This is a genomic window from Myroides guanonis, from assembly GCF_900114085.1.
In the GTDB taxonomy this organism is placed as follows: Bacteria; Bacteroidota; Bacteroidia; order Flavobacteriales; family Flavobacteriaceae; genus Flavobacterium; species Flavobacterium guanonis.
In genome coordinates, this window is record NZ_FORU01000004.1 from 217,779 (window position 1) to 242,065 (window position 24,287).

A 24,287-nucleotide genomic window follows, 5' to 3' on the forward strand; every position below is an offset into this window, starting at 1 on the left:
TATTTAGAAGAATGATTTTAAAATTAAACCTGCTTGCTCAGCAAATAGGGGAGGTATAGCGTTTCCTACTTGTGTATAACGAGGAACTTCTTTTACGCGAAGTTTTCCTCCAGTGGTGTATTTTCCACGGAATTCATACCAATCTGGAAAACTTTGAATACGAGCATATTCTCTTACCGTTAAAATACGTGGTTCTTTATAGTGAATATAATCATCCGGTAAGGTGGTGATTGTAGGACTTTTACTATCAGAACACAAAGGAATTATAGTGTGCTTTTTTAACCCGTATTGATCTTTTATCTGTTGACTTAAGTCAAAGTTTCTTCTATTTAATGATAAGTCTAAAATAATTTTAAAACGATTGGATGTCTCTACAAAATGTTTGGCATAACGATGACTATCTGCAACGGTTCTTTTAATATTCTTCCTCATTAACTTTTGATAAGCACTTTCCTTTTTACCATATATTCCTGCTTGAAAACTAGGAGTATCAGGTGACGCCTCCGTTCCATGTGATCTAAACAAATCTGATATAGCATCTCCTAAGGTTGTGGTTTTATTGAGACCTTTAGTTTTTAAGAAAGAAAAAGAATTTTCTTCTAGTTGAGTAAAGAAAGATTCTACTCTTTCTTGAGAAGCATTATCAAGGTTGTTTTTCATTCCCACCAATATAAATCTTGTTCTCTTTTGAGGAACCCCATATTCACCAAAATCAACTAATTGTCCCTTTACAAAATAGCCTAAGTCTTTTAGTTTTTGAGTTACTAAAGCAGAGTAAGCAATTCCTTTCTCTTTATTCTTTTTAAACTCCATGGTAAACCCCTTAACATTCTCAAAGAATATCAAGTCGGGCTGAACACAGTCAACAAACTTAATGTAGGAATTTACCAGGTCATTTCTGAGGTCTGTTTCATTTCTCCTACCTGCCATAGAGAACCCCTGACATGGAGGTCCACCTGCAACGATTGATATTGTTCCGCGAAGTGCTTTTAAATTATCTTCATAATTTTCAAGAACTTCATTGATATCGTGATTTTCAATGGGAAGCCAAGCTGGCCAATCAAAGTGCTGCTTTTTATCTATCAGATTATGTTCCAAAGTTTCGAAAGCATCTGAGTTCTTTTCAATAGCAAAAAGTCCTTGAATTCCTGCATTGTGAAGACCTAAAGACAAGCCACCACATCCGGCAAACAGATCAATATATTTTTTATTAGTAGGCATTTTGTTTATTTAAAATATTCCTGGTGTACGAAAATACATAATATATAACTTTTTCTGATTATATAATTAAGAAATATCTTCATTTCATTAGGTCTTAGAGACAAAATCTTAATCTATATTTCTTTTAATACTAGATTTTTAGAATATGTTTTTGTTTTATACTTATTTAATGGATTTGCTGTGCCCCTTAAGATAGATTCGAATTGATCAATTTGTTTAGCATTCTCCATGTTGATAAGAATTAAACTATAATGTTCAAAAGCATATAAAGAGGCTTCTTTGAATGATTCCGTTTTATCTAAAGTTGTTTTAAAATTATCACCTAAAATTTGTCTGCTTTTTACATACATCAAGCGATTAAACCAAGCATCAGGCCTTATATCTAAATGTTTTGCAATACGCTCAGTGAACGAAACATTCCTCGCTTTACCAACCAATATAATGGCATCATCTTCTTTAAAAATATACACTCCATGCCCCGGTGTGATCAACTGATTATTGAAGTAAGTCAGATCCTTTACTTTTAGATCGTTTAAATGTCTTCCTTTTTTCCTTCTAAGTATTTCGATAAATTCACCGACAGTAAATTCCTTATAATCATCAAACTCTACTAGATAGTCATCCATAGTTTTAATTTTAAAATAGTTTTCTTTTTATTCATAGGTGATATTTAAAAAGCGAATGCCCCCTTAGTATTCAGACCAGTTCTCATATGTGTTTACTGATGTCGCATTTAACTTATCAATTAAATACTTCGCAATTAATCTATTAGCCTCTAATAGTGTATGGGGCATTTTTGTTATATCTGTCATACCCCCGCTTAAATTAAAAATGTTTTTTTCTCTACAGTTTAGGTAAGGTATGAATTTAGGGCCGTCAACGAAGGGTACCGAATTAAAAGAAACTATACCGTATTTTAAAAGAAAATCATCAAAAAAGCCATAATAACTATTTCTATTACTTTTTCTATATTCTTTAGCTAAAAATACTTTAAGAGGTGTATTGAGTTCTTTAAAATATTCTTTGAATTCTTTCTCAAATGATAATATACTCATAACTTGTTTTTTTTAAATGAATTTATATGCAGAATAGTTTAGATCATTGTTTATTCAATGATTTTAAATATTTTATCTGCAATTTCTTTTCCCTGTTCGTAATTATTATTGAAATGAATTTCATTTTGATATGTTGGCCATTTACCAGTTTTTGTTCTTATAAGAAAAGCTAGTTCTGCCTCAATGTTTTCAATTTTAACTTTGTTTAATGTTTCAAAACACCAAACGTATATATCTACGCATTCTTTATTTTTCCACTTATAACCATGGTAACCTTTACTTCCATCTGCTTTTAAACCATATCTAAACCTAGCGGTTAGTGACTGAACGGTAGTGCCAACATACAGTACCTCATTATTCTCTTTTATTACATATATCTTAGGTATTCTCTTTTTGACTAATCTCTTATGAAATGATTTCATTGATTGTTGGGTACTCATATCTATGAAAGAGTTAATCCTATTCTCTAACAAGGTTATTTTTAATTTATCAAAATCATGTAAATCATTCACTAGCATACTCATATAATTATTTCTTTTTCTAGCCTTTTACGGTTCTATTCCCCTTTCCTTCTCAATTCCCTAAGCTGTCGTTTAATTTCATAGATCTCTTCGTTCACTTTCTTTAAATGAAAGTAGATAGAGACAGCTATAATAATAGCAAACATAACAAAGTAGTCTATCACATCAACTTAATAAGCTCTAGCTGATGAATTGCCACCTCTTTTAGGTATAAAAGGCAATAGAAATGGAGCTGTTATTTCTAGCGTAATTGAACTTATAATCTTGTATTTCTGTCAAGGTAGTTTTCTCAAAACGATCTTCGAGTTCCTTTTACTTTGATGATTCTGCTTTACTATCAGTCATTTTAATTATATAATCTATTCTCCTTATCTAAACAAATACCTTAACTATTCGTGATTATGCTTATTTAATAATTAAAATAAGTCGTTACCTATTTCGTTAAATCCATCCCAATTTACTCAAATTAATGATATAAAAAAACCAACCTTACATTATTACTTGTAAAATTGGTTATTTATATTTCAACTGATTAAATAAGGAGGAAATAGAGGAGGGAATCTCCTCCCAAAGCTCAAACTATCGGATTTTCTTATTTCTAAATCAAAGAAATCCTTAAATCATAAAAATCACAGATCAGACAATTTCAGTCTCCTATCTCCAAGTCTCTGTCTTCTAATTTAGATCACAGTTCAGACAAGAAACGAAGTAAATCGGAGAGAACGGAAAAGGATGATTCTTCTGGTGATATTTTTCAATTATGATTTCAGTAAAATATTGCTAAAGTGATTGAAAATCTTTTCAATATTACGAACCTCCTCTTTATTCAAACGTTTCTCTTTAGTTCCTTCGTGTGCCCATAAATTACGATAAGAATTAAAATATGAAAGCCATTTTAGAGCTTTTGATTTACTATTTATACCATCTCCCATATCAATTGTAAACTGTTTATCGAAAGTAATAAATTCACTACCTACTTCAGGCTTTTTACTCCAATACTTCTCAATAATAGTTTTATAATCATTAATATTAAACATCTCCGTCCATTGTATATCTCTAGATCCTAAACCATCTTTATAATGCTTTTCTTTTTCTTGTTCGGCCCTATTAAGACATTCTCTTTTAATGGTGTTAATCTCTAATTCCCAGTTACTACCAAACAAATATTGAATTTTTTCTAAAACTAAAGACTTTATTTTTTTCTCAATTTCAATTCCCATTGCTCTACCTTTATCTTGTAACTCTTCATCTTGTCTTTCTAAATAGTCAATCAGTTCTAAAGGGAGAAAATCTTTATGTTCTTTATGTATAATATTTTGAAAATAACGGAGCCATTTTTTATCTGCTCCAGATCCTAATAGACTTAATTGATTTTTCTTATCCTCCTCCTCTATATCATTTTGAAGAAAACTCAATAACGTGTGTAAATATGGTCTCATTGCCTCAAATCTCTCAACATCTGAAGAGGTTGAAGTAATTCTTCCTTTATCAACAAGATATTTATTTAAACTATCAGCGGTACTTATAAAAGCGTAAGTACCTCTATTAGAAATAATGAAAGATTTATCTTCTAAAAAAAGAGAATTAAACTCTTCTTCAACCAAATTATAAATTTGAAAAATTATTTTTACAACACGAGATCGACAATCCATCATTGCCTTATTATTACTAATCTCGTCAAGATTATATAATGAATATTTTCTAGAATCTTCAGAGTACACATTGCCTTTAGCTTTAGGTAAAAAAGATGAAGAGGTTAAAGCAGTATAGAAGGGCTTAAATGTAAGTAATGATTTATCCTCTCCTACAGAAATTTTTTCGTATAAAGGACTGTTCATATTGTTAGCTAATTCTTTAACAATTGAAGAACGTAAGGCTTTAATTCTTGAATCAGCTCTATCAGCTTCCCAATAAAGATCTTCTTCTAAATCTAATTTTAAACTTGGACTTACGGCCTTTTGATTTTCATTAATATCCATAAAAATCTTTAATTGATCACTTGTCTCTAAGTTTTCAAATGCAACTACTGGTATCGTATTTACGCTTTGATACTTGCTGTTAGCATATCCATAAACCCTATGTTGTCCATCTATAATATATGCAATTGCGTAACTATTAGGTATCTTTAAAGTACCAAAGCAAGAATTACTTCCTTCTAACTTAGAATTTTGTTCAAATTGAATCTTATGCTTCTTCGTATTGAAGTTAAGAATTATTGAGTTTGGAAAATACCCGCCCTCATCTATAAATTTTGTAATACCAGGTAGTCTAGTTGGGACTAACAATCTTTGATAAGTAGGGAGTTCAGATTCATTTGCTTTTGTTCTGTGTAGAACAAAGCCCATTTTCAATAAAGTTTTAGGTTCAATAGAAAACATATAATAGTTCCTTCCCCCCATTTCTCCTCTAACAGCCGGTATTTCAATCTTTTGTTTACTAATAATCTCATTCTTAAAAAGTAAACCTAAGAATTGATATAAAGCCGCATTCTTGTAATTTTTTATTAATTCATTTATATAGTTGTATGTTTTATCATTATAATAAAAAGAATTGCTAGAGATAAATTCTTTAAAATATGGCTGATCAATGTCAGTCCTAACATTTCTTGTTGCGAAGATATACTTTACTCTCAAATTTTTGCCGTACAAACTCTGAATGGACTTCCTTATTTTTTCAAGTTTAATCGAAAAGTTTATAAATCTTCCTTCAACTTCTAATGATTTACCTAATTCTTCATTAGCCAAACAATCAATGATTAAAACCGAATCTTCATTTATAGCTAAAATGTCAAAATTGAACCTTTCCAAATCGTCAGATTCTATAAAACATGTATCTTCTGAATTTAATTTCCGATATCCTAGTTCATATAGTTGACACCAAACATCATCAACAAATTGCTTAAAGTAATTTTTGGTTTTCCTGATTTTAGTTTTGGTTTTCAAAGGTTTTGAGAAAGTTTCCCAACCTAATTCAATATACTTCTCAACTATATTATGGTCAACACTTAATAAATCATATTGAACTTTTTTAGCTTTATATATCTTAGTTAACACCTTAGTATCCTCCGTAATTTGGGATTTACACACTACAATATTATCTTTTATCATATTTTTTATATTTACAATAAATTAGTAATAATCAATTCGGCATATCGCCCTCTAATTGCGTTTTTACCACCAATTAAACTAGCTCGTTCCAACTCAAAAGTTCTATCCCCATTGTTAAATATTTCCTTTATTGATTCATGGGCTGCATTAGTCATTAAATAAAAAGCTCCAACATCTTTAATTTTTTTTATAGATTTTTCTAAAAGATATTGATCTTCAAGAGAAAATATCTTTTGATTATATTGAATAAAACCATTATTATTATGTGCAACAGTGTAGGGTGGGTCTAAAAAAACAAAATCTCCTTCTTTCACTTTTTCAATTGAATCAACAAAGTCACTTTCTTTAATATCAATGCCTGACAAAATACAACTAATTTTTCTTAAATTATCATAATCGAATTGATGATTTAGACGATGTCCATAAGGTACGTTATACTCTCCTTTGGAGTTAACTCTAAAAATCCCATTAAAAGAAGTTTGATTTAAGTAAATAAACTTTGAGGCTTCCTCAATATTACTTTCAAACCTCATTTTTCTAATAGAATAATAAAATTCTTCAGTATTTTCTAATTTTTTTAAAAAACTTATAACATCTTCTACATTATCTCGTACTTGAATATAAGTATTTATTAAGTCCTTATTAGAATCTGAAATTATTGCATTTGATGGTTTTAAATGAATAAAAACCGAACCTCCTCCTACGAAAGGTTCATGATAAGTATTAAAGTTATTAATATTAACTATCGTATCTAATTCCTTTAAAAACCATCGTTTACCGCCTGCCCACCTTAAGAATGGTTTGATTACCTTGTTTTCCAAATTAAATTTTTTATATAATGAACTTGGCTATTGCACTTTCTATTCTCAATATTACAAACATATTATTTAACTTTTAAATTTTCCTATATAACGGTTATTTTGATTGTAATAATCCGTAATGTATCTAAGATAATCCACCAACATTTGATTAACGCATGCTACATCCAAATTATATGTTGTGCTTAGTTGTTCAATTTCCTCTTTGTGTCCTTCTACAAAACTTTCGTTTTCGAAATTTAAATAGGTGACATACTCATAATTAGGGTTATCATTGAGCTCATCGAAGTTTATTGCGCTATCATTTGTTTCTTGTCTATCTTGACAAGAAATTAACAGTAGAAGAAATATTAGATACTTGTATAGCATACTTTTTTAATTATAATATGAACTCATTTCTTATATCATTGCAAAGTCTTTAAGAGCTTGAATCATCACCAATTAATTCCTTTTCATACTTTTTTATTGCAATTATTACCTTAGGATGTATAAGCTTAGGATTTCCTTCTTCTTTTCTTAGTTGACTTATTTCTGGCGCTAATTCTTTTCTTATTTTGTCATATTCTACTTGTAACTTTTGAATAGTTCCCTTTTTCACTAAGGGAGAGTCTTCGATAATGATTTCATCATATCTTAGTTCAAGTAGACGCATAAGCTTTACAATATTGATCATAGAAGGCTGCTGTCTATTACTTTTCCACTGACTAATGGTAGTTTCATGAACTTCAAGTAGAATCGCTAACATTGTACTGCTTAAACCAGTATTTTCTATAATTTTTTTTAGCCTATTTTTAATCATAGTTATATTTTTATAATATTTTAATCAATAAAGTTTGTGACTAACGCAATCTTTGTTATATTTGTATTAATAATTATTGACAGCGAAAATGAATACATCTATAGATGTATTTCATTAATGATGTATCTCATGAAAGAAAATCGCAAATAATCCACATGAGTTTACCACAGTTCGCCACCATCTATTAGATTTTACTATTTTTGTAATACTCTAATAGGGCGGACTTCGTGTAAAGCTTAGTGGAAACATGACCTAGTCATGTAGGCGATTGCGATGCCTCTTTCAAAAGCAACGGAGTTCCCTTATTAGTTTTAATATATACTCTATCGTCTTAAAATGAGAAACATCGTTCCATAATTTCAAATTGTGAGAACGATTTTTTGTTTCTAGCCAGTAGTTCTCCGCTACATTTTTCCAAACCCAAAAGGGGAGGAGAGGCTTCAAAAAATCGGTTTCATGTCGGATGTTGTAGAACTAGGGCTCTAATCCTCTTTCTACTTGTCCACTCTCTTTTTTAAGCTTCCTTTTTGGAGAAAGCTATAGTCAGTGCTTTATTTTTATTTTTGACAGCTTAAAAGTAGCATCTTTCTTAACACTTTCCAAATAAAGGATTAAAATATCCTTTGATAGGGAGTCTAAATGGAGATTTTGATAGTCTGTTTTTCGAAATAGACTATCTGTGAAGGTTTTTGAGCTATGGCTCTTATAGTATATTGTTCTCCCTTTTTTTCGCTAATTGCTAATTGCTAATTGCTAATTGCTAACCGCCAATCGCTTTTGTTGTAACGTGAATGCTAGATGTGAATATTGGAGTCCAAAAGGTAAAAATGCGATTGGCGAAAATGCAGAAACGCCTTTCTCAAGCAATTGACGTTCGCCTCCTAAGCGATATGCCGTTTGTTGGAGCGTGAAGACTAGATGTGAATATTGGAATGGAAGAAATGCAGTAATGCAAAAACGCAGTTAGCGATTGACAAAAATGCAGTTAGCGATTAGCAGAAAAGCAGTTAGCGATTAGCAAAAACGCAGTTAGCGATTGACAAAAATGCAGTTAGCGATTGACAAAAATGCAGTTAGCGATTAGCAGAAAAGCAGTTAGCGATTGGCAGAAATGCAGTTAGCGATTAGCAGAAATGCAGTTAACGATTGGCGAAAAAGCAATTAGCGATTGGCAAAAAGCAGTTAGCGATTAGCAAAAACGCAGTTAGCGATTAGCAGAAATGCAGTTAGCGATTGGCAAAAAAGCAGTTAGCGATTGGCAAAAAAGCAGTTAGCGATTGGCAGAAATGCAAAAACATTTCTCCCCAAGAGGAATGTCTACCATAAAAAACAGATACTCCATGGCTCCCTCTAGTCAACCCCTAGTCTCCCTCTACTCTAAAGCGTAGTGTCAGCCAGTTGTGGCCGTAGTCCTAGCGGTGTGTGAGCGATTTTATATGGGAAAAGATGGGAAACACACCGGTGGTAAGTAAGTGTCTTAGTATGTATGACATAAAGTTAATATACTGTCACCATTCTCCCTTAGCTTCTTTGCTCATTAGCCTCTTAGCTATAAAAAAATGACTTTCAATTACTCAAATTATAACTAACTCCTGATTTGGATTCTCGTTTCTCGAACATCTAAAATCTATCAACTAGGGCGGAGCGTTAAGGAAATGTCTAGTAGACATTTATAGCGAACGAGCCAGTAGGCGGAGGTGGCAATAATCAAAAATTAAACACCTAATAAATATGAAAAACAACTTGTAAAGGCTTTATTTTTAAATTGTTAATCACACCTTATGTTGCCCTAACAATCCGTATTACTAATAAGGTTTTGCGACCTCAGATTGGAATTCTACACACTTGTTTACGGATATCTACAAGTAAAAATACACTATAATTTACGATGCTTTCAACGGGAAGTTGGAACGCGTGCAGCCCTTGCTATGCCTTTTTCCTATAAAAAGGGAAGAGGCTTAGTATCTAAAAAAAGCCATTCGGCACAAGAAACTAAAAAATTAATGAAATGAGAAAAGCACTATATACTAGTATTTTAGTACTGTTAGCACTTACTATATACGCACAAGAAAAAGTAACTATTAGTGGGAAGATAACCGTGAAAGACACAGGGAAACCACCGATAGGAATCATAACCGTAATCGAAAAGGGAGTAGTGGAATATTGGTCTGATGAAACTAAGGAAGAAATTGGAACCAACAGACACACCTTTGTGGAAAAAGACGGGACTTTCAAGTTCACAATCAAAAAAGGGGGAACTATTATTATTCAAGACGGGTATAATAGATATATGCCTAGAACACTAATTAAACTTGATAAGACTCAGACGATGGATGTTGTTTTAAGTCCGACTAAAAGAACAAATCCACCGGCATATCCAGCAAACGAATTATTACCACATGAAAAGAAAGTCGACATCCATAAGCGTATAAAAATATCAGGAAGGGTAACTTTTCCGGGAGGTAAAGGTATGCGAAACGCTACCATATCTCAACTAGAAGTATATAATGAAGCAACACCAGGCCCTTGTGCATATACCACTTCGGGTAAGGATGGTGTTTATGAATACACAGTAGTTAAAGGAGGAAGAGTGACAATTGGGTCATATGACTATATAAAACAAGTGTTTACACCTACTAAGGATACTGTTATTAATGTGAAACTAAAACCTTATAATCCATTTAATTAAGGGCAGAGCGTTTAATCGCATTCACAAATCAACAAATCAACAAATCAACTTTTAAATTATGAAAAACAAATACAACACAGGCTGTATCGGCTTGCTGTGGTTATTCTTTTGTTTGTCTGCTTCACTCTATGCACAGGAGATTATTTCTGTGCAGGGGAGAGTAGATGGAGAAGAAGGACCATTAGTGGGTGTGACGGTTCTAATTAAAGGAACGCAGTCCGCTACAGTAACAGATAGTAATGGAGCTTTTAAGATTAAAGCACCCAAAGGAGCGAGTTTGCTCTTTGAATTTATGGGATACACTTCTCAAGAAAAGGAGGTGAACTCCAACGTGATGATTGTAAAACTCAACCAAAACACCGAGTCTTTAAATGAGATTACGATCAACACGGGCTATTACACCGTAAAGGAACGAGAACGCACGGGGAGTATCGCTAAAATTAGCGCTAAGGATATAGAATTGAGCCCTGTAGTGAATCCATTGCAAGCTATTCAAGGACGACTAGCGGGGGTTCATATTACCCAAAACACGGGATTAGCTGGAGGAGGGTTTGATATTGAAATAAGAGGGAGAAATAGTTTTCGTTCAAGTGGAACAGGAGCAAACATTCCTTTATATATTATTGATGGAGTGCCTGTTTCTGAGAATTTAGTGACTAATAACTCCTTGCTTTCAGATAACCTTTTCCAAAATAAGATAAGTGTTCTAAACGGTATAAACCCAAAAGACATTGAGAGTATCGAGATACTGAAAGACGCAGATGCAACTGCTATTTATGGATCGAGAGGGGCGAATGGAGTGGTGTTGATTACCACCAAGAAAGGGCAAGCTGGTAAAACCCGTTTTACAATTAATAGTTCTACTAGTTTTTCAAAGGTAGGAAAATTCATGGAGATGATGAATACCGAACAGTTCAACCAAATGAGGGACGAAGCTTTCGAAAATGATGGGATTACTTATTATCCTTTTTATGAGTATGATATGGTTGGAACTTGGGACAGAAATCGCTATACCGATTGGCAAAGGGAATTGATTGGTGGAACAGCGATTAGTAAAGATATTGGGTTGGGGGTTTCGGGGGGTAATGATTTTACAAGGTTTAATGTCAACTTAGCGCATGGAGAGAATGGAACGGTGTTCCCACAGTCAGGTAAGGGTTTTGTTAGAAATTCAGCCTTGATTAATTTAAATCACAGAAGTCAAGATGATAAATGGAACATAAACGTGATGGCGAATTATTCCGTTTCTACCAATGATTTACCTTCAGCGGATTTAACGACCCCCGCTTTAAAACTACCACCAAACGCACCTGCTTTGTATCAAGCAGATGGAAAGTTAAACTGGCAAAACAATACCTTTTTGAATCCTTTAGCAGGTTTAGGGAAAACCTATGATAGTGAAACTCGAATGTTGGTGTTGAATACTCAAATCGGTTATAAGATTACACCTTCAACAAGTGTAAAAATCAACGCAGGGGTAACAACTAATAGTATAGAAGATAGAGTATTGGAACCACATACGATTTGGCCTTCTTCTTTAAATAGGACGAGCGATTTATGGTCAGTTTCTCAAAAGGGAACGAATAATTCGGATTCCTTTATCATAGAACCTCAAATTCATTGGGAAAAGAAATTCAGAGACCATAGTGTGAAAGCCTTGATTGGTGGAACTTTTCAATCGAATTCTAATGATTTGTTTCGAATTACTGGTATTGGCTTTAGTTCCAATGCTTTTATAACGAATATTGGTTTAGCAAAAACAAAGATAATCAATCAAATTAAAGGAAACGAATATAAATATGCTGCGTTCTTTGCGCGTTTGAACTATGCTTATAAAGATAAATATATTGTGAATCTAACAGGACGTAGAGACGGTTCTAGTCGTTTTGGTGATAACAATAAGTTTGGAAACTTTGGGGCGGTGGGTGCTGCTTGGATTTTCTCTGAAGAGTTTTTTGCTAAAAATTGGTCTTGGTTGAGCTTTGGTAAGTTGAGAGGGAGTTATGGAACTACGGGTTCTGACAATGTAGGAGATTATATGTATTTAGATACTTATACAGCTAACACCGCTCTTTATGATGGACTTTCGGGTTTATATCCCTCTCGTCTTTTCAATCCTAACTATAGTTGGGAGAAAACGACCAAATTGGAGGTGGCTTTGGAACTGGGACTTTTTAACGATAAAATCAATGTAAGTTTAGCTTGGTATCAAAATCGATCTTCCAATCAATTACTAGCCATTAAACTACCTGAGATAACAGGTTTTCCTTCAATATCAGACAATTTCGGAGCTACTATTCAGAATAGAGGTTTGGAGTTAACATTGAACACGATCAATATTCGAAAGAAAGATTGGAATTGGTCAACGAACTTTAATATTTCACTTCCTGAAAATAAACTAATTGCTTTTCCTGGGTTAGAGAGTTCTACGTATAAGAATAGTTACGTTGTTGGTAAATCTATCAATCTAGTTTCGACCTATAATTATGAAGGAGTTGACCCTGCCACAGGGCTTTATAAATTTACAGACTACGACAATAATAATATTATAAATACTTCGGATAAAAGAGTATTTGTAGAGCGAGAAATGAAGTTTCATGGAGGTCTACAAAACACTATTTCCTACAAAAAATTTAGTCTAGACTTTCTCTTTCAATTCGTGAAACAAACGAATTTCAATTTTGATAATATAGTAACTGTTCCGGGGTTGTTATCTACTAATTATCCTGTAGAAATTACAAATCGTTGGACGGCTACGAATCCAAATGCTCAATATACAGCAGCTACTACGAGTAATAGTGATGCTTTTAATCAGGTAGTAACTTTTCAAGAAAGCAATCGTGCTATTTCAGATGCCTCTTTTGTACGTTTAAAGAATGTGTCTTTAGGTTATCAAATGACATTTCCTAAACTGGGTATAGAACTATTGAATTTATATGTACAAGGACAGAACCTGTGGACATTAACTAATTATTACGGAATAGATCCTGAGTTTACAGTTATGGGTAATCTGCCACCCTTGCGCACTATCGCTTTCGGTATGCAACTAACCTTTTAATTTTATTATTATGAACAACTTATATAACTTACTGAAAAAGGGAATAGGCTTATTGGTTTTGAGTCTATGCCTAATCGCCTGCGAAGAGTTGGTGGAAATTGAACTGCCCGACAATCAATTAAACACTCCAGCTGTGTTTTCTGATAAACATACTATCAATGCAGCGCTTTCGAATTTATATTCAAACTTTAGAGATGCTCCTTTACCTATGGGAGGAAATAGTGGTGGACTGAGTAGATATACAGATGAATTAGAATCTTTCTTTACTGATGATTATTTTTATACAAATAGTATAACAACTTCTGACCCTACAATCAGTCAGCTTTGGGGTAGTTCCTATTCAAATATTTATCACATCAATGCATTTATTGAAGGATTGCAAGCTTCGAATGTTTTAGATGAAAATGAAAAGAAAGTGTTGCTGGGAGAAGTTCATTTTCTAAGAGGACTGTATTACCACTACCTAACTCAACTTTTTGGTGATATTCCTTATATCACCACTACCGATTACAAGTTAAACAGTCGAATGGGTAAAACTCCCTATTTAGAAGTTTTAGATTTGGTCGAGAAAGACTTGAAAACTGCCTTAGAGTCTATTGATAATATATATAGACACCAAGATCGTATTTATCCCAATAAGGCGGTGGTTGAACTTGTTTTGGCTAAAAACTATTTATTACAAAAGCGCTTTGATTTAGCGGAGCAATATGCACAAAACATAATGGATAATCCGCTTTATGCATTAGAAACTGATTTGAATAAGGTTTTTAAAAGGAGTGCACATTCTACCTTGTGGCAGAGAAGTCCTTATGATATAAACTTAACAGAGTCAAATACTGTAGAAGCGGCTGATTATATTTTTACAACGCTACCACCTACACGAATAGCTTTATCAAATTCCCTGATGCATGCATTTGAACTCAATGATTTGAGATTGCAACTCTGGACTAAAACTTTGACAGATGGGGAACTAACTTATTCTCATGCCTATAAGTATGGAAAATCTTTTGGGGAGATAGAATATTCAATAGTATTTCGTTTGGAAGAGGCTTACTTTATTAAAGCAGAAGCTTTGACCTATCAAGAAAAAGTTGCTGATGCCGTGAATGTTTTAAATGAAATTCGAACTAAAAGAGGTTTAATAAGCTTACCGACTGCTTTGAGTAAAACTGATTTTATAACCGAGCTACTCACTGAATACCAAAGGGAGTTTTTTACAGAAGGTGGTCACCGATTCTTGGATTTAAAGAGAAATAACCGATTGCAAAATTTAGAAACAGTTAAACCAAATTGGGAAGCAAAACATGATTTATTACCAATTCCGGAATCGGAACTCTTATTAAATGAAAACTTAAAACCTCAGAATTATGGATATTAGAAAATGGTATTTATTAGTAATTATGTTTTATTCTACTATCACCTTGGCAAATGTTGAACGTGATAGTATTTCTATAGACCCTAGATGGAATTATTGGAATGTTGAGAAGATTTCTAATAACGGAAATTGGGTATTTGTATATAAAAGTTATCCTAATGATTATAGTAAAAATAAAGCTTTTGTAGTAAGTGTCAACGATAAAAAGAGGATGGAGGTGACAGGAATTGATTATTACTCTTTTACAGCGACAGATTTTCTAATTGGAAAAAGAAGAATGGAAACCATAGAGTTAGATTTAAAGACTCAAAAAGAAATTTCTTTAGGAATATTGCAACAGCAAGATTGGATAGAAACTAACCAATTGTTGTGTTTCATTAATGAGAAGAATCAATTGGTGTTACGAAAGTATGAGAAGAAGGAAGTGAAAGATATTTTGAAAATTGATAGAATAGCGACTTATACTATGAGTCCTATGAAAAACGAACTGCTATATCAGAAGGAGGGAGAAAACATCCTTTATCACTTAGATTTAAAATCTTTGAAAGAAAATAGTCTGTTAGATTTAAAAGAAAGTTTCAGCGGAGCTACATGGAGTTTTAATGAAGATGTTATAAGCACTGTTCTACAAAACAAAAATATTGTTTTGATAGATTTAAAAAAGAGAAGTTATAAAACCATAGAACTACCAAAAGAAGAAGAATTTATAGACAATGTTTGGACTAGCTTTTTTTCTAACAACGACCTCTTTATTAATTACCAAGTTTTAAACTCTATTAAAGTTCCTGTAAATGATTATTTAGAAATCTGGAATGGAAATGATAGAGAATTGAAATATAAGACAAGTGGTGCAGGATGGGGAGAATCGAGTATTTATCCTGCAAGAATGGGAGGAATAACTAAAACAGTTGTTTATAAAAGTTTGAAAGAGCATCTTGTTGTTTTACCTTACAGCGATAAACTAAAATACCTTAATATAGGAGTACCCGATTATCTCTTGGTATATGAACCTTTAGAATTGCAAGATTATTCTGAGAATTTTGAAAAGGTGCGTTATCGCCTGTTTCAGATTGATATTGGAAAAGAAATGGGAGATTTAACCACTACAAGCTTATTTGGAAGTTACTTGAATCGTTCTCCTAATAGTAGATATATAGTATATCCAAGAGGTGATATCTGGGAGGTTTATGATTTTGAACTTCAAGATCGTATTCCTATTCCTCAAAAAGAAATGTATTATAGACCTCTTTGGTCTGATGATTCTAAGTATATATATTATCAAGATGGTGAAAACTTGTTAGAATATAATTTACAAACAGGAAAAACCAAGAGATTGACCAACTTGAAAGGTGAGAACAGATTTTCTGTAGAAAATGCAATAGGATCTATAGATTGTAAATACATTAATTCGACCTATCCTATTATCTTTTTTGTTAGTCATCCAAATAATAAAACTTCCTATTATAGTTGGTATAAAAGCAAGCTAACAAATATAGTAGATGTTACTTTGAATCGGTTGAGTACTTTTTATTTAAAAAGAGGAATAGCAAACAATGGACAAACTCTTATTTGGACAGAAGAGAATTTTAATCAACCGCATACTGTAAAAGTATTTCGAAAAGGAAAAGTGAGTACACTTTTGGAGGCTGAGGTACCTAAAGAACTCTACAATTGGAGAAAGCAAAAAGTGATTCATTATAAAGATAAATACGGAGTAAATTTAACGGGAGTGCTATGGTATCCAAAAGATTTCAATTCCTCTAAAAAATATCCTATGGTAACTTGGATTTATGAAAATCAAGGTGCAATACGTTCTTATTTTGAGATTCCTAATGTTTATAGTGAATATGGATTTAATAGAACGGTTCTAAATGAACAAGGCTATTTTGTTTTTCAACCAGATACCTATGCTTCAGAAGAAGGTGCTGGACTCTCAGCATTAGAATGTGTTACTAAAGGAATTGAAAGCATCACCGCGTTAGAACCTGCGATAGACAAAACCAAACTAGGGTTAATGGGGCATTCTTTTGGAGGTTATGAGACGAGTTTTATTTTGGGAAATTCCAAATTGTTTGCAGCAGGGATAAGTGGAGCAGGAATGCACGATTTAGTAAACTACTATTATGAATATAATTATATGTTGAAAATACCAAACTACTTTAGGGCAGAAGAAGCACAAATAAAAATGAAGGATACTTATGGGGCTAATCCAACCAAATATCACAATAATTCACCGATTCACTTTGCTCAGAATTACAAAACGCCTGTTTTACTTTGGACTGGAATGAAAGACGACAACGTTCATTGGGAACAAACACGACATATGTACAATGCTTTAAAACGTTATCGAAAACCGGTGATTGCCTTATTCTATGAAAAGGAAGGCCATAGTTTTAATAAGAAAAAGGAACAACTTGATTTGACTTACAGGGTCTTAGATTGGTTTAATTATTATTTGAAAGGAGAAACAAATAAAGAGTGGATTGACAAAGGAATAGACTATGAAAACTATTAAAAAAGACGCCCTTTTGGGCGTCTCATCTTTTTGAAAATGTAATTAGTTTATGAGAGAGGTTGCCTAATCAAATCTCCACAGATCCAAGGTGATATTGCGGTTGCACGTGTAAATTGATGTAAAGGGTATGCTACTCCACCTATAGTTATTGTACATGCAGGTCCTGGGTTATTAACTGAACAACCTGTCGGAGGATTTCCAGGCATAAGGAAAAAACAGTTTCCAAAAGCGTCTTTAAATCCATAGCCAACTAAAACTTGTTGAGGTGCTTCTTCAGCTACTTCCATTTCTACAGTTGTTTTAACAGGTTCTGCTGGTGGATTGTTGTCCATTGCAAAACCACTTCCGATTGTCATAGTAAATACTCCTAGAGCAACTATGAACTTAAATAAATGTTTCATAACATAAAAAATTAAATGGCTAACCCTACTAAAATGGTAGGAGAGGACTAGCGTTCTCCTGTTAATGGCTGCCTATTCTTGATCAGGAAATAGTTCCATTAGTCTCGCAACAGTTCTATGCTGTTGGTATTGAAAGAAGTGGCAATTTGAAGTTTTCTAGAATTTCGTCTTAATGCTCCGTTCTTTCAAAGGTCGGTGAACTCCTATATTTTGCTGAAAACGCTAATTTCATATGCCTTAGGAACTTTTTCCTGTGCTATTAATTTTAGTAAATAGGTTTTCGCTTATATAGTGTTAATTGTTTTTTTAATCTGTTTTCTTTGCGTATCTTTATAAGACTAAAATGAACTAGTATGAATCTCATATTAATAATTTTAGCAATAGTTCATATTACATTTTAAGGTTATACATCTTTTTTTGTGAGATCAAGAGGCTTTTGGAAATATAATATTTTCAAAAGCTTTTTTTTATGTTAATTTTGATATTGTAAAACTCTAAATTATTTTACAGAAAAAGAGTGACAGAAAAGACAAAAACGGTGACGAAATTCACAAAATGAGTGACGAAATTGTTTTGAGTTTCTAATTGACTTGTAATAATGACAGAAGTACTACTTTTATTACCCAGGTGCTAAAGGTGTTTTCTCAAAATTGAAGTGTAGATTTTTGTATGTTTATACATCGTGTTCTATTTGTAATCTATGGTTTGTTGGAGCCTTGCTTTTTTACGTTGTCTATTAATCGCATTATATGTGTATAGCTTTTTTGAAAGTGTGTTTTAAATGCTTTGTAATAGCTGTTTCGTGAATTAAATCCTATACTGTCTGAGATTTCATTTTTTCTCAAATTACTAAAAATGTGTAAGTAGAGTCCTTCTAACAGCCGGTTGTGTTTGTGATATTTATCTATAGAAAACCCCGCATAATATTTGAAATTTTCTTCTAATTCGTTTTGACTTAAACCTGTTTCTTCAGCTAGTTTTTCGAGATTAACTTCAATTTGATTCATTGGGATCTTTGAATAAGCTTTTTCAAATTCTTTTCTATTGGGAAGGGAATGATATTTCAGTACTTCTTTGTGACTGTATTTTTCTTTTTGATCGAGGTTGTATAAAAATACCCAACACCGTTGAAGTGTGTTATCATAGATGTAAAAACCTAGTAGTCCTATTACTCGATTTCTTGAAAGAGGTAATAAACTTTGAATAGGGGTGAGGACTTGACTTTCTTTAGTCCACCTTGTGTGCCTGTCTTTCAGATATTGTAAACTGAGTTTCTGAAAATCGGTTTCTTCTTCTGTGTTTCTAGACTCTAGGTGTATCTCATTTTCATAGATACTGTAACAAATGTGTTCATTGTGGATGGAATTACTTGATAGGTTTAAGCTCCTAAACCATGGTATTCCTATAAATACCTCCAATAGTAATCCTATAAATTGAGATCCGTTCTTAGATAGTAGTTGGATTCGCTTGGGAAGTAATTCGTCTGGAGGAATGAATTTGCTTGTATATGCAATCCAAAACCTAAAGAGAATCTTTCGCAAATATTCGTATAGTATTGTTTTCATATTTAATAGGATTGGTAATAATATGTTGCTGAGGTTCTTTCTTCTTTAAAAATTCGTGTTTGATGGCATGTGATACATCGCTTTAATTTTTCCTCAGGATTCTTTTATATAGAGCAAGCTTATCTATTGTGTTTCCTAGGTCAGAATATTTTTTTTAAATCTCTGTAGAAATCTCTGTCGTATTTGTAGTGACATACTATTTGTAGGTAATCATATTCTGTATAGAGTGGTAGTTCTAATTCATATATGAATCGTTGGGATTTGTATTGACCAAGCAGTGTGTTACTATAGTTTTTTTTAAAAACGCTAGTGATTTCACTTTTGTCTTTTTCATCTTTGTAGTAAATTCCAAAAACAGGAGTGTTGGTCTTAGCTGGAGTTAATTGAAAATAAAATGTCTTATAGGTTTCAGAACTTGTTTGTAAGCTCGTTTCAAGGAGTTTTTGAAGTTTGTTCTGAATTTTTAAGAGGGTTTTGCTAGCTGTGATTGGTTGAGCGCTAATATTCTTTACTTTCCTTTCTAGATTCTGATAACTCATATAACCACTAAAGGTGTGAATGGTTTCTATGCCCTGTATAGTAGTGTTTAGAAACTGTTTCCTGCAACAAAAGTCAAGTAGAATGCAGTAGTGAAACTCTAGAAGTTTAAAGAAAATAGCATCGCTTCGTCTTGTCCGAAAGCGGGGAGGGGTTTTGGTTTTATTGAATTTTTCGAAAAAGTGTTTGCTCGTATCCAATAGGTTCTTGTGAATATAGGTATGCATAGTGTTCTTGATATTTACTGTAGAGAATGTATACCCAAAGCTCATTTACAGTTGTTATTTTATTTTGTCTTATATAGTAGATTTGTGTTTTATTTGTAAAATAGCTATAAAATAAATAAATTATTTTCAATTATAATATGATATTTATCATGTTTGAAATATTTTTTATTATAATTTTTGCTTTTTATTAGGGATGATAGGTCGCATTTTTGCATTTCTGCATTTTCGCATTTGCAAATCAACGAATTCACGCATTTGCCCATTAACTTCTTCACATTTACAAATAACCAAATTCACGTATTCCCGTAAGACAGGAGACAGGTTTTTTAATCTACTTATAATTAGATTATTGAAAAATGTCCACCCCTTTGTCCACCCCCTTTAATTATTGAGTTTTATAGTATTTTAACTATTTTTACCACAAGATTTTCAATTTATTATACAAAAAGTTTATGAGAAAATATTATTTATTATTTGTTGTTTTACTGTCTATACTATCAAAAGGTATAGCACAGACACCCCCCAAGGACTTTATAACCGTTTGGGATTTGTCTAAAGAAGGGAGTGCAGCAAATGATAATAAAACCCAATTGGAGTTTTTTGTAGAAACTGCTCCTGGACAATCGATTAATTATAAATGGAAAACTAATACGGGTGAAAGTGGATCTGGTACTATACAAGCAGACTCAACTCTAGCAACTATTCCAAACTTACCAATAGGAACTTTTGTTTACTTAAGTTTGGAACCTCAAAATCTGAAAAGGTTTTATACTTTCAATGATTCTATTTGGAAGTACTCATTAGATCCTCAGCGGCTAATATCCGTTCAACAATGGGGTACTGTCAATTGGAGTTCTATGGCTTTTATGTTTGATAATTGTAGAAATCTTAATGTTTTCAGTGCTAGTGATATTCCAAATTTGTCTGGAGTTACTAGTATGAGGGATATGTTCTATGTGGCTACTGCCTTCAATTATGATATTGGAAACTGGGACACGTCTAACGTAACTGATATGAGACTTATGTTTTATAATGCTGTTTCTTTTAATAAAGATATTGGTGGTTGGGATATGTCTTCGGTTACTCAAACAGAAGGTATGTTTTATCATGCTATCTCTTTTAATCAAGATATTGGAGATTGGGATATGTCTTCGGTTATCAATATGGCGGGTATGTTTCTTAATGCTAAGGAGTTTAATCAAGACATTAGTGGTTGGAATACGTCGTCCGTTAATACTATGCAGGGAATGTTTAATAAAGCAAGCTCCTTTAACCAAGACATCGGAGCTTGGAACACTTCTAGAGTAACTAACATGGGCTCTATGTTCTCTAATGCCGTTGCTTTTGATAAAGATATTAGCGGTTGGAACACGTCTCTGGTAAATGATATGAGTTTTATGTTTCATAATGCTAATGTTTTTAATCAAAATATTAGTAATTGGAATACATCTTCGGTTATAAATATGAGTCATATGCTCTTTATCGCCTCGAATTTTAATCAAAATATAGGTAGTTGGATCTTAAATCAGAATGTTAATTTAAGCAACATGCTTAATCGTTCTGGTCTAGATTGTTTCAATTATTCAGAAACTCTTGAAGGCTGGGCAAACAACCCCAATATACCCATAGGAAGAAATTTAGGAGCAGAAGCTAAAAAATATGCTAGTGATGGAGCTGTATCGCGTAATATTTTAATTAATTCTAAAGGTTGGACTTTTACCGGTGATAAGGAAGTTAGAAGTTGTGAGTCTATTGATTATACTCCTAATTCTGGCAATATTGTCTACGTAAACCAAGCCGTAGATCAATTTGCTGCGAACTATACAGGTGATGGTTCATCTTGGGTGAACGCGATGCCCGAGTTGGCAGATGCCTTGAAATGGGCAAGTGAGAATGAAGCTAAATGGAACACAACCCCTTTGCAAATATGGGTAGCGGGCGGAGTTTATAAACCAAAATATACTCCAGAAAACGGTAGGAATTTTTCAGATACTCCTCCAAATCCAAGAGATGTTAGTTTTTTAATGGTGAAAAACGTCCAACTCTATGGTGGATTTAAGGGTGACGAAATTTCATTAGCACATCGAGATTTAAAAAATGAAGGAAATAAGAGTGTATTAAGTGGTGATATAGGTCTGTTAAATAATAAAAGTGATAACACCTACCACGTAGTAATATGTGTACATGATGTTGGTACGGCTTTGTTAGATGGTTTTACCATTACGAGAGCAGAAACAGGTGGGGGAGAACCAAATAGAACAATTGGAGTTAAAGACAAAAATATAAACATACGTCTTGGTGGTGGAATGTTTATTGATGACTCTTCTCCAAGAATATCTAATAGTGTTTTTAGTGAAAATAAAGCGTATAGGGGTGGTGGAATATACAATCTTGTCGGCTCACCAGTGATATCTAATTCTGTTTTTATTAAAAATGAAGCGCAGCATGGTGGTGGAATGTATAATGAAGCATCTAAGAGTAGGGTAATCAATACTCTTTTTGCGGAGAATGAAGCCGGTGAAGGAGGGGGGATTTTTAATGCCAATTCTTCAAAAGTGGTTTTTACCAATGTAACCATAACAAATAATAAGGGGTCTCAAGGTGGTGGTCTTCGTAATTATGTTGATAGTTCTTTTAAAGTATATAATAGTATTATTTGGGGAAATACTAATAAAAGTGATAATGGGTTGAATAATGTTCTCAATGCTTTTACTGGAGGTAATCTAGAGTTTTACAATAGTATAATACAGGGAAGTGGAGGAAGTGGTCCTAATTGGGGTAAGAATTTTAAAGATAATGATTTAGGCTACGATAAAGGGGGGAATATGGATAAAAACCCATTATTTACTAACGATTATAATTTGGGAACTAATAGTCCTGCAATTGATGCTGCGAATAACAGTTATTATACCGACAGTGATAAAGGAAATGGGAAGTTACAGACCGATACAGATGTCGCGAGTGATAGACGCTTTTCTAATTGTAAGTTAGATTTGGGAGCATTTGAGAGACAAACAGGTTTGATAATTACACCTACCCAAAAGAACGTTACTTGTTACGGAGGAAATGACGGTACAGCGACTGTGAATGTAACGGGTGGAAATGCACCTTTTACCTATACGTGGTCGCCTAATGTAGGAAACAGCGCTACTGTTACTGGTTTATCTGCGGGTGATTATATTGTAACTATTTCCAATGCAAATAATTGTGTGGTAACTCAAAGTTTTACGATAACAGAATCTTCTGTCGTTGAACCACCAATTGCGATTGATCAATTTTTTTGTAATCCTAGAGAAATAAAAGTTGATGATTTAGAAGTGCTTGTAGGTGATGATATAAAATGGTACGATGTTGAAACGGGAGGTTTACCTCTTGATAGAACAAAGCTCTTGGAAAATGGTGCTACGTATTACGCTACACAAACCTTGGATGGATGTGAAAGTGTTGAAAGAGCAGCAGTAATTGTAACTATTCAAATTCCAACAGCTCCAACAGTAATTCCTATTATTGAATATGCTTATGGAGATAATGCAGTAGCTCTAAGCGTAACTGCAAATACGAATAATACATTGTTATGGTACACGACAGAAAGTGGAGGAGGAGCAACCACTACGGCACCTGTTCCAACTACGAATGTATTAGGGGATCAAGAATTTTGGGTGAGTCAAATTACAGCCGAAAACTGTGAAAGTAAGCGTTCTAAAATTGTTGTTAAAGTGTTGAAAGCTACACTTACGGTAACAACTGATATGGATCAAACCAAAGTGTACGGTGATGTAGATCCTACGTTTGGGTATACGGTTTCAGGTTTTAAAAACGGAGATACAGCTACTGTTTTATCTGGCGTATTAGGTCGTGTAGCAGGGGAAAATGCTGGGGCATATCCATTTCAACAAGGTACTTTAGATGCTGGTGCTAATTACATTATAGAAATTATTCCGGCTAACTTCACAATTACCAAGGTCTCCCTTACCGTTACAACTGATGCAAATCAAAATAAAGTTTATGGAGATGTAGATCCTATATTTGGTTATACTACTTCTGAATTTAAAAATTGGGATACAGCTGCTGTTCTAACTGGGGCTTTGAGTCGTGCGGTTGGAGAGAACGTGGATATATATGCGATTCATCAAGGTTCTTTAAGTGCAGGGATTAATTATGATATCATATTCGTAAGTGAAAATTTTGCTATCAATAAGACTATGCTTACAATAACCGTAAATGAAGATCAGTCTAAAGTTTATGGAGATATAGATCCTGTGTTAACGTATACAGTTTCAGGGTTGAAAAATTCTGATACAACTGCTGTTTTAACAGGTACTTTGAGTCGTGATACGGGTGAAAATGTGGGTATGTATTCTATTAATCAAGGTTCTTTAAGTGCAGGAATTAATTATGA

General features: G+C 33.1%; 16 protein-coding genes. 5 read left to right on the top strand and 11 right to left on the bottom strand.

Going from position 1 to position 24,287, the window contains the following annotated elements; all coding sequences use genetic code 11:
- Nucleotides 1–3: 3 nt before the first annotated feature.
- The 8 genes from BM024_RS05565 to BM024_RS05600 all read right to left on the bottom strand — a co-directional run bounded on the left by BM024_RS05565 (nucleotide 4) and on the right by BM024_RS05600 (nucleotide 7,521).
- Nucleotides 4–1,221, bottom strand: coding sequence for a DNA cytosine methyltransferase (locus BM024_RS05565; RefSeq protein WP_090678472.1), 1,218 nt, complete (start codon nucleotides 1,219–1,221; stop codon nucleotides 4–6).
- A 113-nt stretch (nucleotides 1,222–1,334) separates the two neighbouring features.
- Nucleotides 1,335–1,847, bottom strand: coding sequence for a hypothetical protein (locus BM024_RS05570; protein WP_090678473.1), 513 nt, complete (start codon nucleotides 1,845–1,847; stop codon nucleotides 1,335–1,337).
- A 63-nt stretch (nucleotides 1,848–1,910) separates the two neighbouring features.
- The gene (locus BM024_RS05575) at nucleotides 1,911–2,276 is read right to left on the bottom strand and encodes a hypothetical protein (protein ID WP_090678474.1); all 366 of its coding nucleotides are present in this window, start codon (nucleotides 2,274–2,276) and stop codon (nucleotides 1,911–1,913) included.
- A gap of 50 nt (nucleotides 2,277–2,326) precedes the next feature.
- Nucleotides 2,327–2,800 (bottom strand): hypothetical protein, encoded by a 474-nt coding sequence (locus tag BM024_RS05580; protein WP_143077725.1) that lies wholly within the window; start codon nucleotides 2,798–2,800, stop codon nucleotides 2,327–2,329.
- 755 nt (nucleotides 2,801–3,555) lie between these two features.
- Nucleotides 3,556–5,904, bottom strand: a complete 2,349-nt coding sequence (locus BM024_RS05585; protein ID WP_090678476.1) for a DGQHR domain-containing protein — start codon at nucleotides 5,902–5,904, stop codon at nucleotides 3,556–3,558.
- An 11-nt stretch (nucleotides 5,905–5,915) separates the two neighbouring features.
- Nucleotides 5,916–6,725 (bottom strand): DNA adenine methylase, encoded by an 810-nt coding sequence (locus BM024_RS05590; RefSeq protein WP_090678477.1) that lies wholly within the window; start codon nucleotides 6,723–6,725, stop codon nucleotides 5,916–5,918.
- A gap of 66 nt (nucleotides 6,726–6,791) precedes the next feature.
- A complete protein-coding gene (locus BM024_RS05595; protein WP_090678478.1) occupies nucleotides 6,792–7,091 on the bottom strand; it encodes a hypothetical protein in 300 nt (99 codons plus the stop codon).
- A gap of 49 nt (nucleotides 7,092–7,140) precedes the next feature.
- The gene (locus BM024_RS05600; protein ID WP_090678479.1) at nucleotides 7,141–7,521 is read right to left on the bottom strand and encodes a helix-turn-helix transcriptional regulator; all 381 of its coding nucleotides are present in this window, start codon (nucleotides 7,519–7,521) and stop codon (nucleotides 7,141–7,143) included.
- 2,008 nt (nucleotides 7,522–9,529) lie between these two features.
- Between BM024_RS05600 and BM024_RS05610 the strand changes: the two genes are divergently transcribed.
- The 4 genes from BM024_RS05610 to BM024_RS05625 are packed head-to-tail and all read left to right on the top strand — an operon-like array spanning nucleotide 9,530 to nucleotide 17,158.
- Nucleotides 9,530–10,210 carry a carboxypeptidase regulatory-like domain-containing protein gene (locus BM024_RS05610; RefSeq protein ID WP_090678481.1) on the top strand — a complete coding sequence of 227 codons (681 nt, stop codon included), beginning with the start codon at nucleotides 9,530–9,532 and terminating at the stop codon, nucleotides 10,208–10,210.
- Between the two features lie 58 nt (nucleotides 10,211–10,268).
- A complete protein-coding gene (locus tag BM024_RS05615) occupies nucleotides 10,269–13,268 on the top strand; it encodes a SusC/RagA family TonB-linked outer membrane protein (protein ID WP_090678482.1) in 3,000 nt (999 codons plus the stop codon).
- Between the two features lie 10 nt (nucleotides 13,269–13,278).
- On the top strand, nucleotides 13,279–14,646 hold the full coding sequence (locus tag BM024_RS05620; RefSeq protein WP_090678483.1) for a RagB/SusD family nutrient uptake outer membrane protein: 1,368 nt from the start codon (nucleotides 13,279–13,281) through the stop codon (nucleotides 14,644–14,646).
- Nucleotides 14,636–17,158 carry an alpha/beta hydrolase family protein gene (locus BM024_RS05625; protein ID WP_090678484.1) on the top strand — a complete coding sequence of 841 codons (2,523 nt, stop codon included), beginning with the start codon at nucleotides 14,636–14,638 and terminating at the stop codon, nucleotides 17,156–17,158. The genes BM024_RS05620 and BM024_RS05625 overlap by 11 nt, the downstream gene beginning before the upstream one ends.
- Before the next feature lie 47 nt (nucleotides 17,159–17,205).
- Here the strand turns inward: BM024_RS05625 and BM024_RS05630 are convergent, their stop codons facing one another.
- The 3 genes from BM024_RS05630 to BM024_RS05640 form a co-directional block, all read right to left on the bottom strand.
- On the bottom strand, nucleotides 17,206–17,559 hold the full coding sequence (locus BM024_RS05630) for a hypothetical protein (RefSeq protein ID WP_090678485.1): 354 nt from the start codon (nucleotides 17,557–17,559) through the stop codon (nucleotides 17,206–17,208).
- Nucleotides 17,560–18,257: 698 nt separating this feature from the next.
- Complete coding sequence (locus BM024_RS05635; protein ID WP_090678486.1) at nucleotides 18,258–19,124, bottom strand: helix-turn-helix domain-containing protein; 867 nt, start codon at nucleotides 19,122–19,124, stop codon at nucleotides 18,258–18,260.
- Between the two features lie 140 nt (nucleotides 19,125–19,264).
- A complete protein-coding gene (locus tag BM024_RS05640; protein WP_143077726.1) occupies nucleotides 19,265–19,933 on the bottom strand; it encodes a hypothetical protein in 669 nt (222 codons plus the stop codon).
- A gap of 407 nt (nucleotides 19,934–20,340) precedes the next feature.
- Between BM024_RS05640 and BM024_RS05645 the strand changes: the two genes are divergently transcribed.
- Nucleotides 20,341–24,287: BspA family leucine-rich repeat surface protein (locus BM024_RS05645; protein WP_143077727.1), on the top strand; the 3,947-nt coding region annotated here is incomplete at its 3' end.

Bases quoted from the DNA above. Each gene is read 5' to 3' on its own strand.
- BM024_RS05565 (WP_090678472.1), bottom strand. From the start codon at position 1,221: ATGCCTACTAATAAAAAATATATTGATCTGTTTGCCGGATGTGGTGGC.
- BM024_RS05570 (WP_090678473.1), bottom strand. From the start codon at position 1,847: ATGGATGACTATCTAGTAGAGTTTGATGATTATAAGGAATTTACTGTC.
- BM024_RS05575 (WP_090678474.1), bottom strand. From the start codon at position 2,276: ATGAGTATATTATCATTTGAGAAAGAATTCAAAGAATATTTTAAAGAA.
- BM024_RS05580 (WP_143077725.1), bottom strand. From the start codon at position 2,800: ATGAGTATGCTAGTGAATGATTTACATGATTTTGATAAATTAAAAATA.
- BM024_RS05585 (WP_090678476.1), bottom strand. From the start codon at position 5,904: ATGATAAAAGATAATATTGTAGTGTGTAAATCCCAAATTACGGAGGAT.
- BM024_RS05595 (WP_090678478.1), bottom strand. From the start codon at position 7,091: ATGCTATACAAGTATCTAATATTTCTTCTACTGTTAATTTCTTGTCAA.
- BM024_RS05600 (WP_090678479.1), bottom strand. From the start codon at position 7,521: ATGATTAAAAATAGGCTAAAAAAAATTATAGAAAATACTGGTTTAAGC.
- BM024_RS05610 (WP_090678481.1), top strand. From the start codon at position 9,530: ATGAGAAAAGCACTATATACTAGTATTTTAGTACTGTTAGCACTTACT.
- BM024_RS05615 (WP_090678482.1), top strand. From the start codon at position 10,269: ATGAAAAACAAATACAACACAGGCTGTATCGGCTTGCTGTGGTTATTC.
- BM024_RS05620 (WP_090678483.1), top strand. From the start codon at position 13,279: ATGAACAACTTATATAACTTACTGAAAAAGGGAATAGGCTTATTGGTT.
- BM024_RS05625 (WP_090678484.1), top strand. From the start codon at position 14,636: ATGGATATTAGAAAATGGTATTTATTAGTAATTATGTTTTATTCTACT.
- BM024_RS05630 (WP_090678485.1), bottom strand. From the start codon at position 17,559: ATGAAACATTTATTTAAGTTCATAGTTGCTCTAGGAGTATTTACTATG.
- BM024_RS05635 (WP_090678486.1), bottom strand. From the start codon at position 19,124: ATGAAAACAATACTATACGAATATTTGCGAAAGATTCTCTTTAGGTTT.
- BM024_RS05640 (WP_143077726.1), bottom strand. From the start codon at position 19,933: ATGAGCTTTGGGTATACATTCTCTACAGTAAATATCAAGAACACTATG.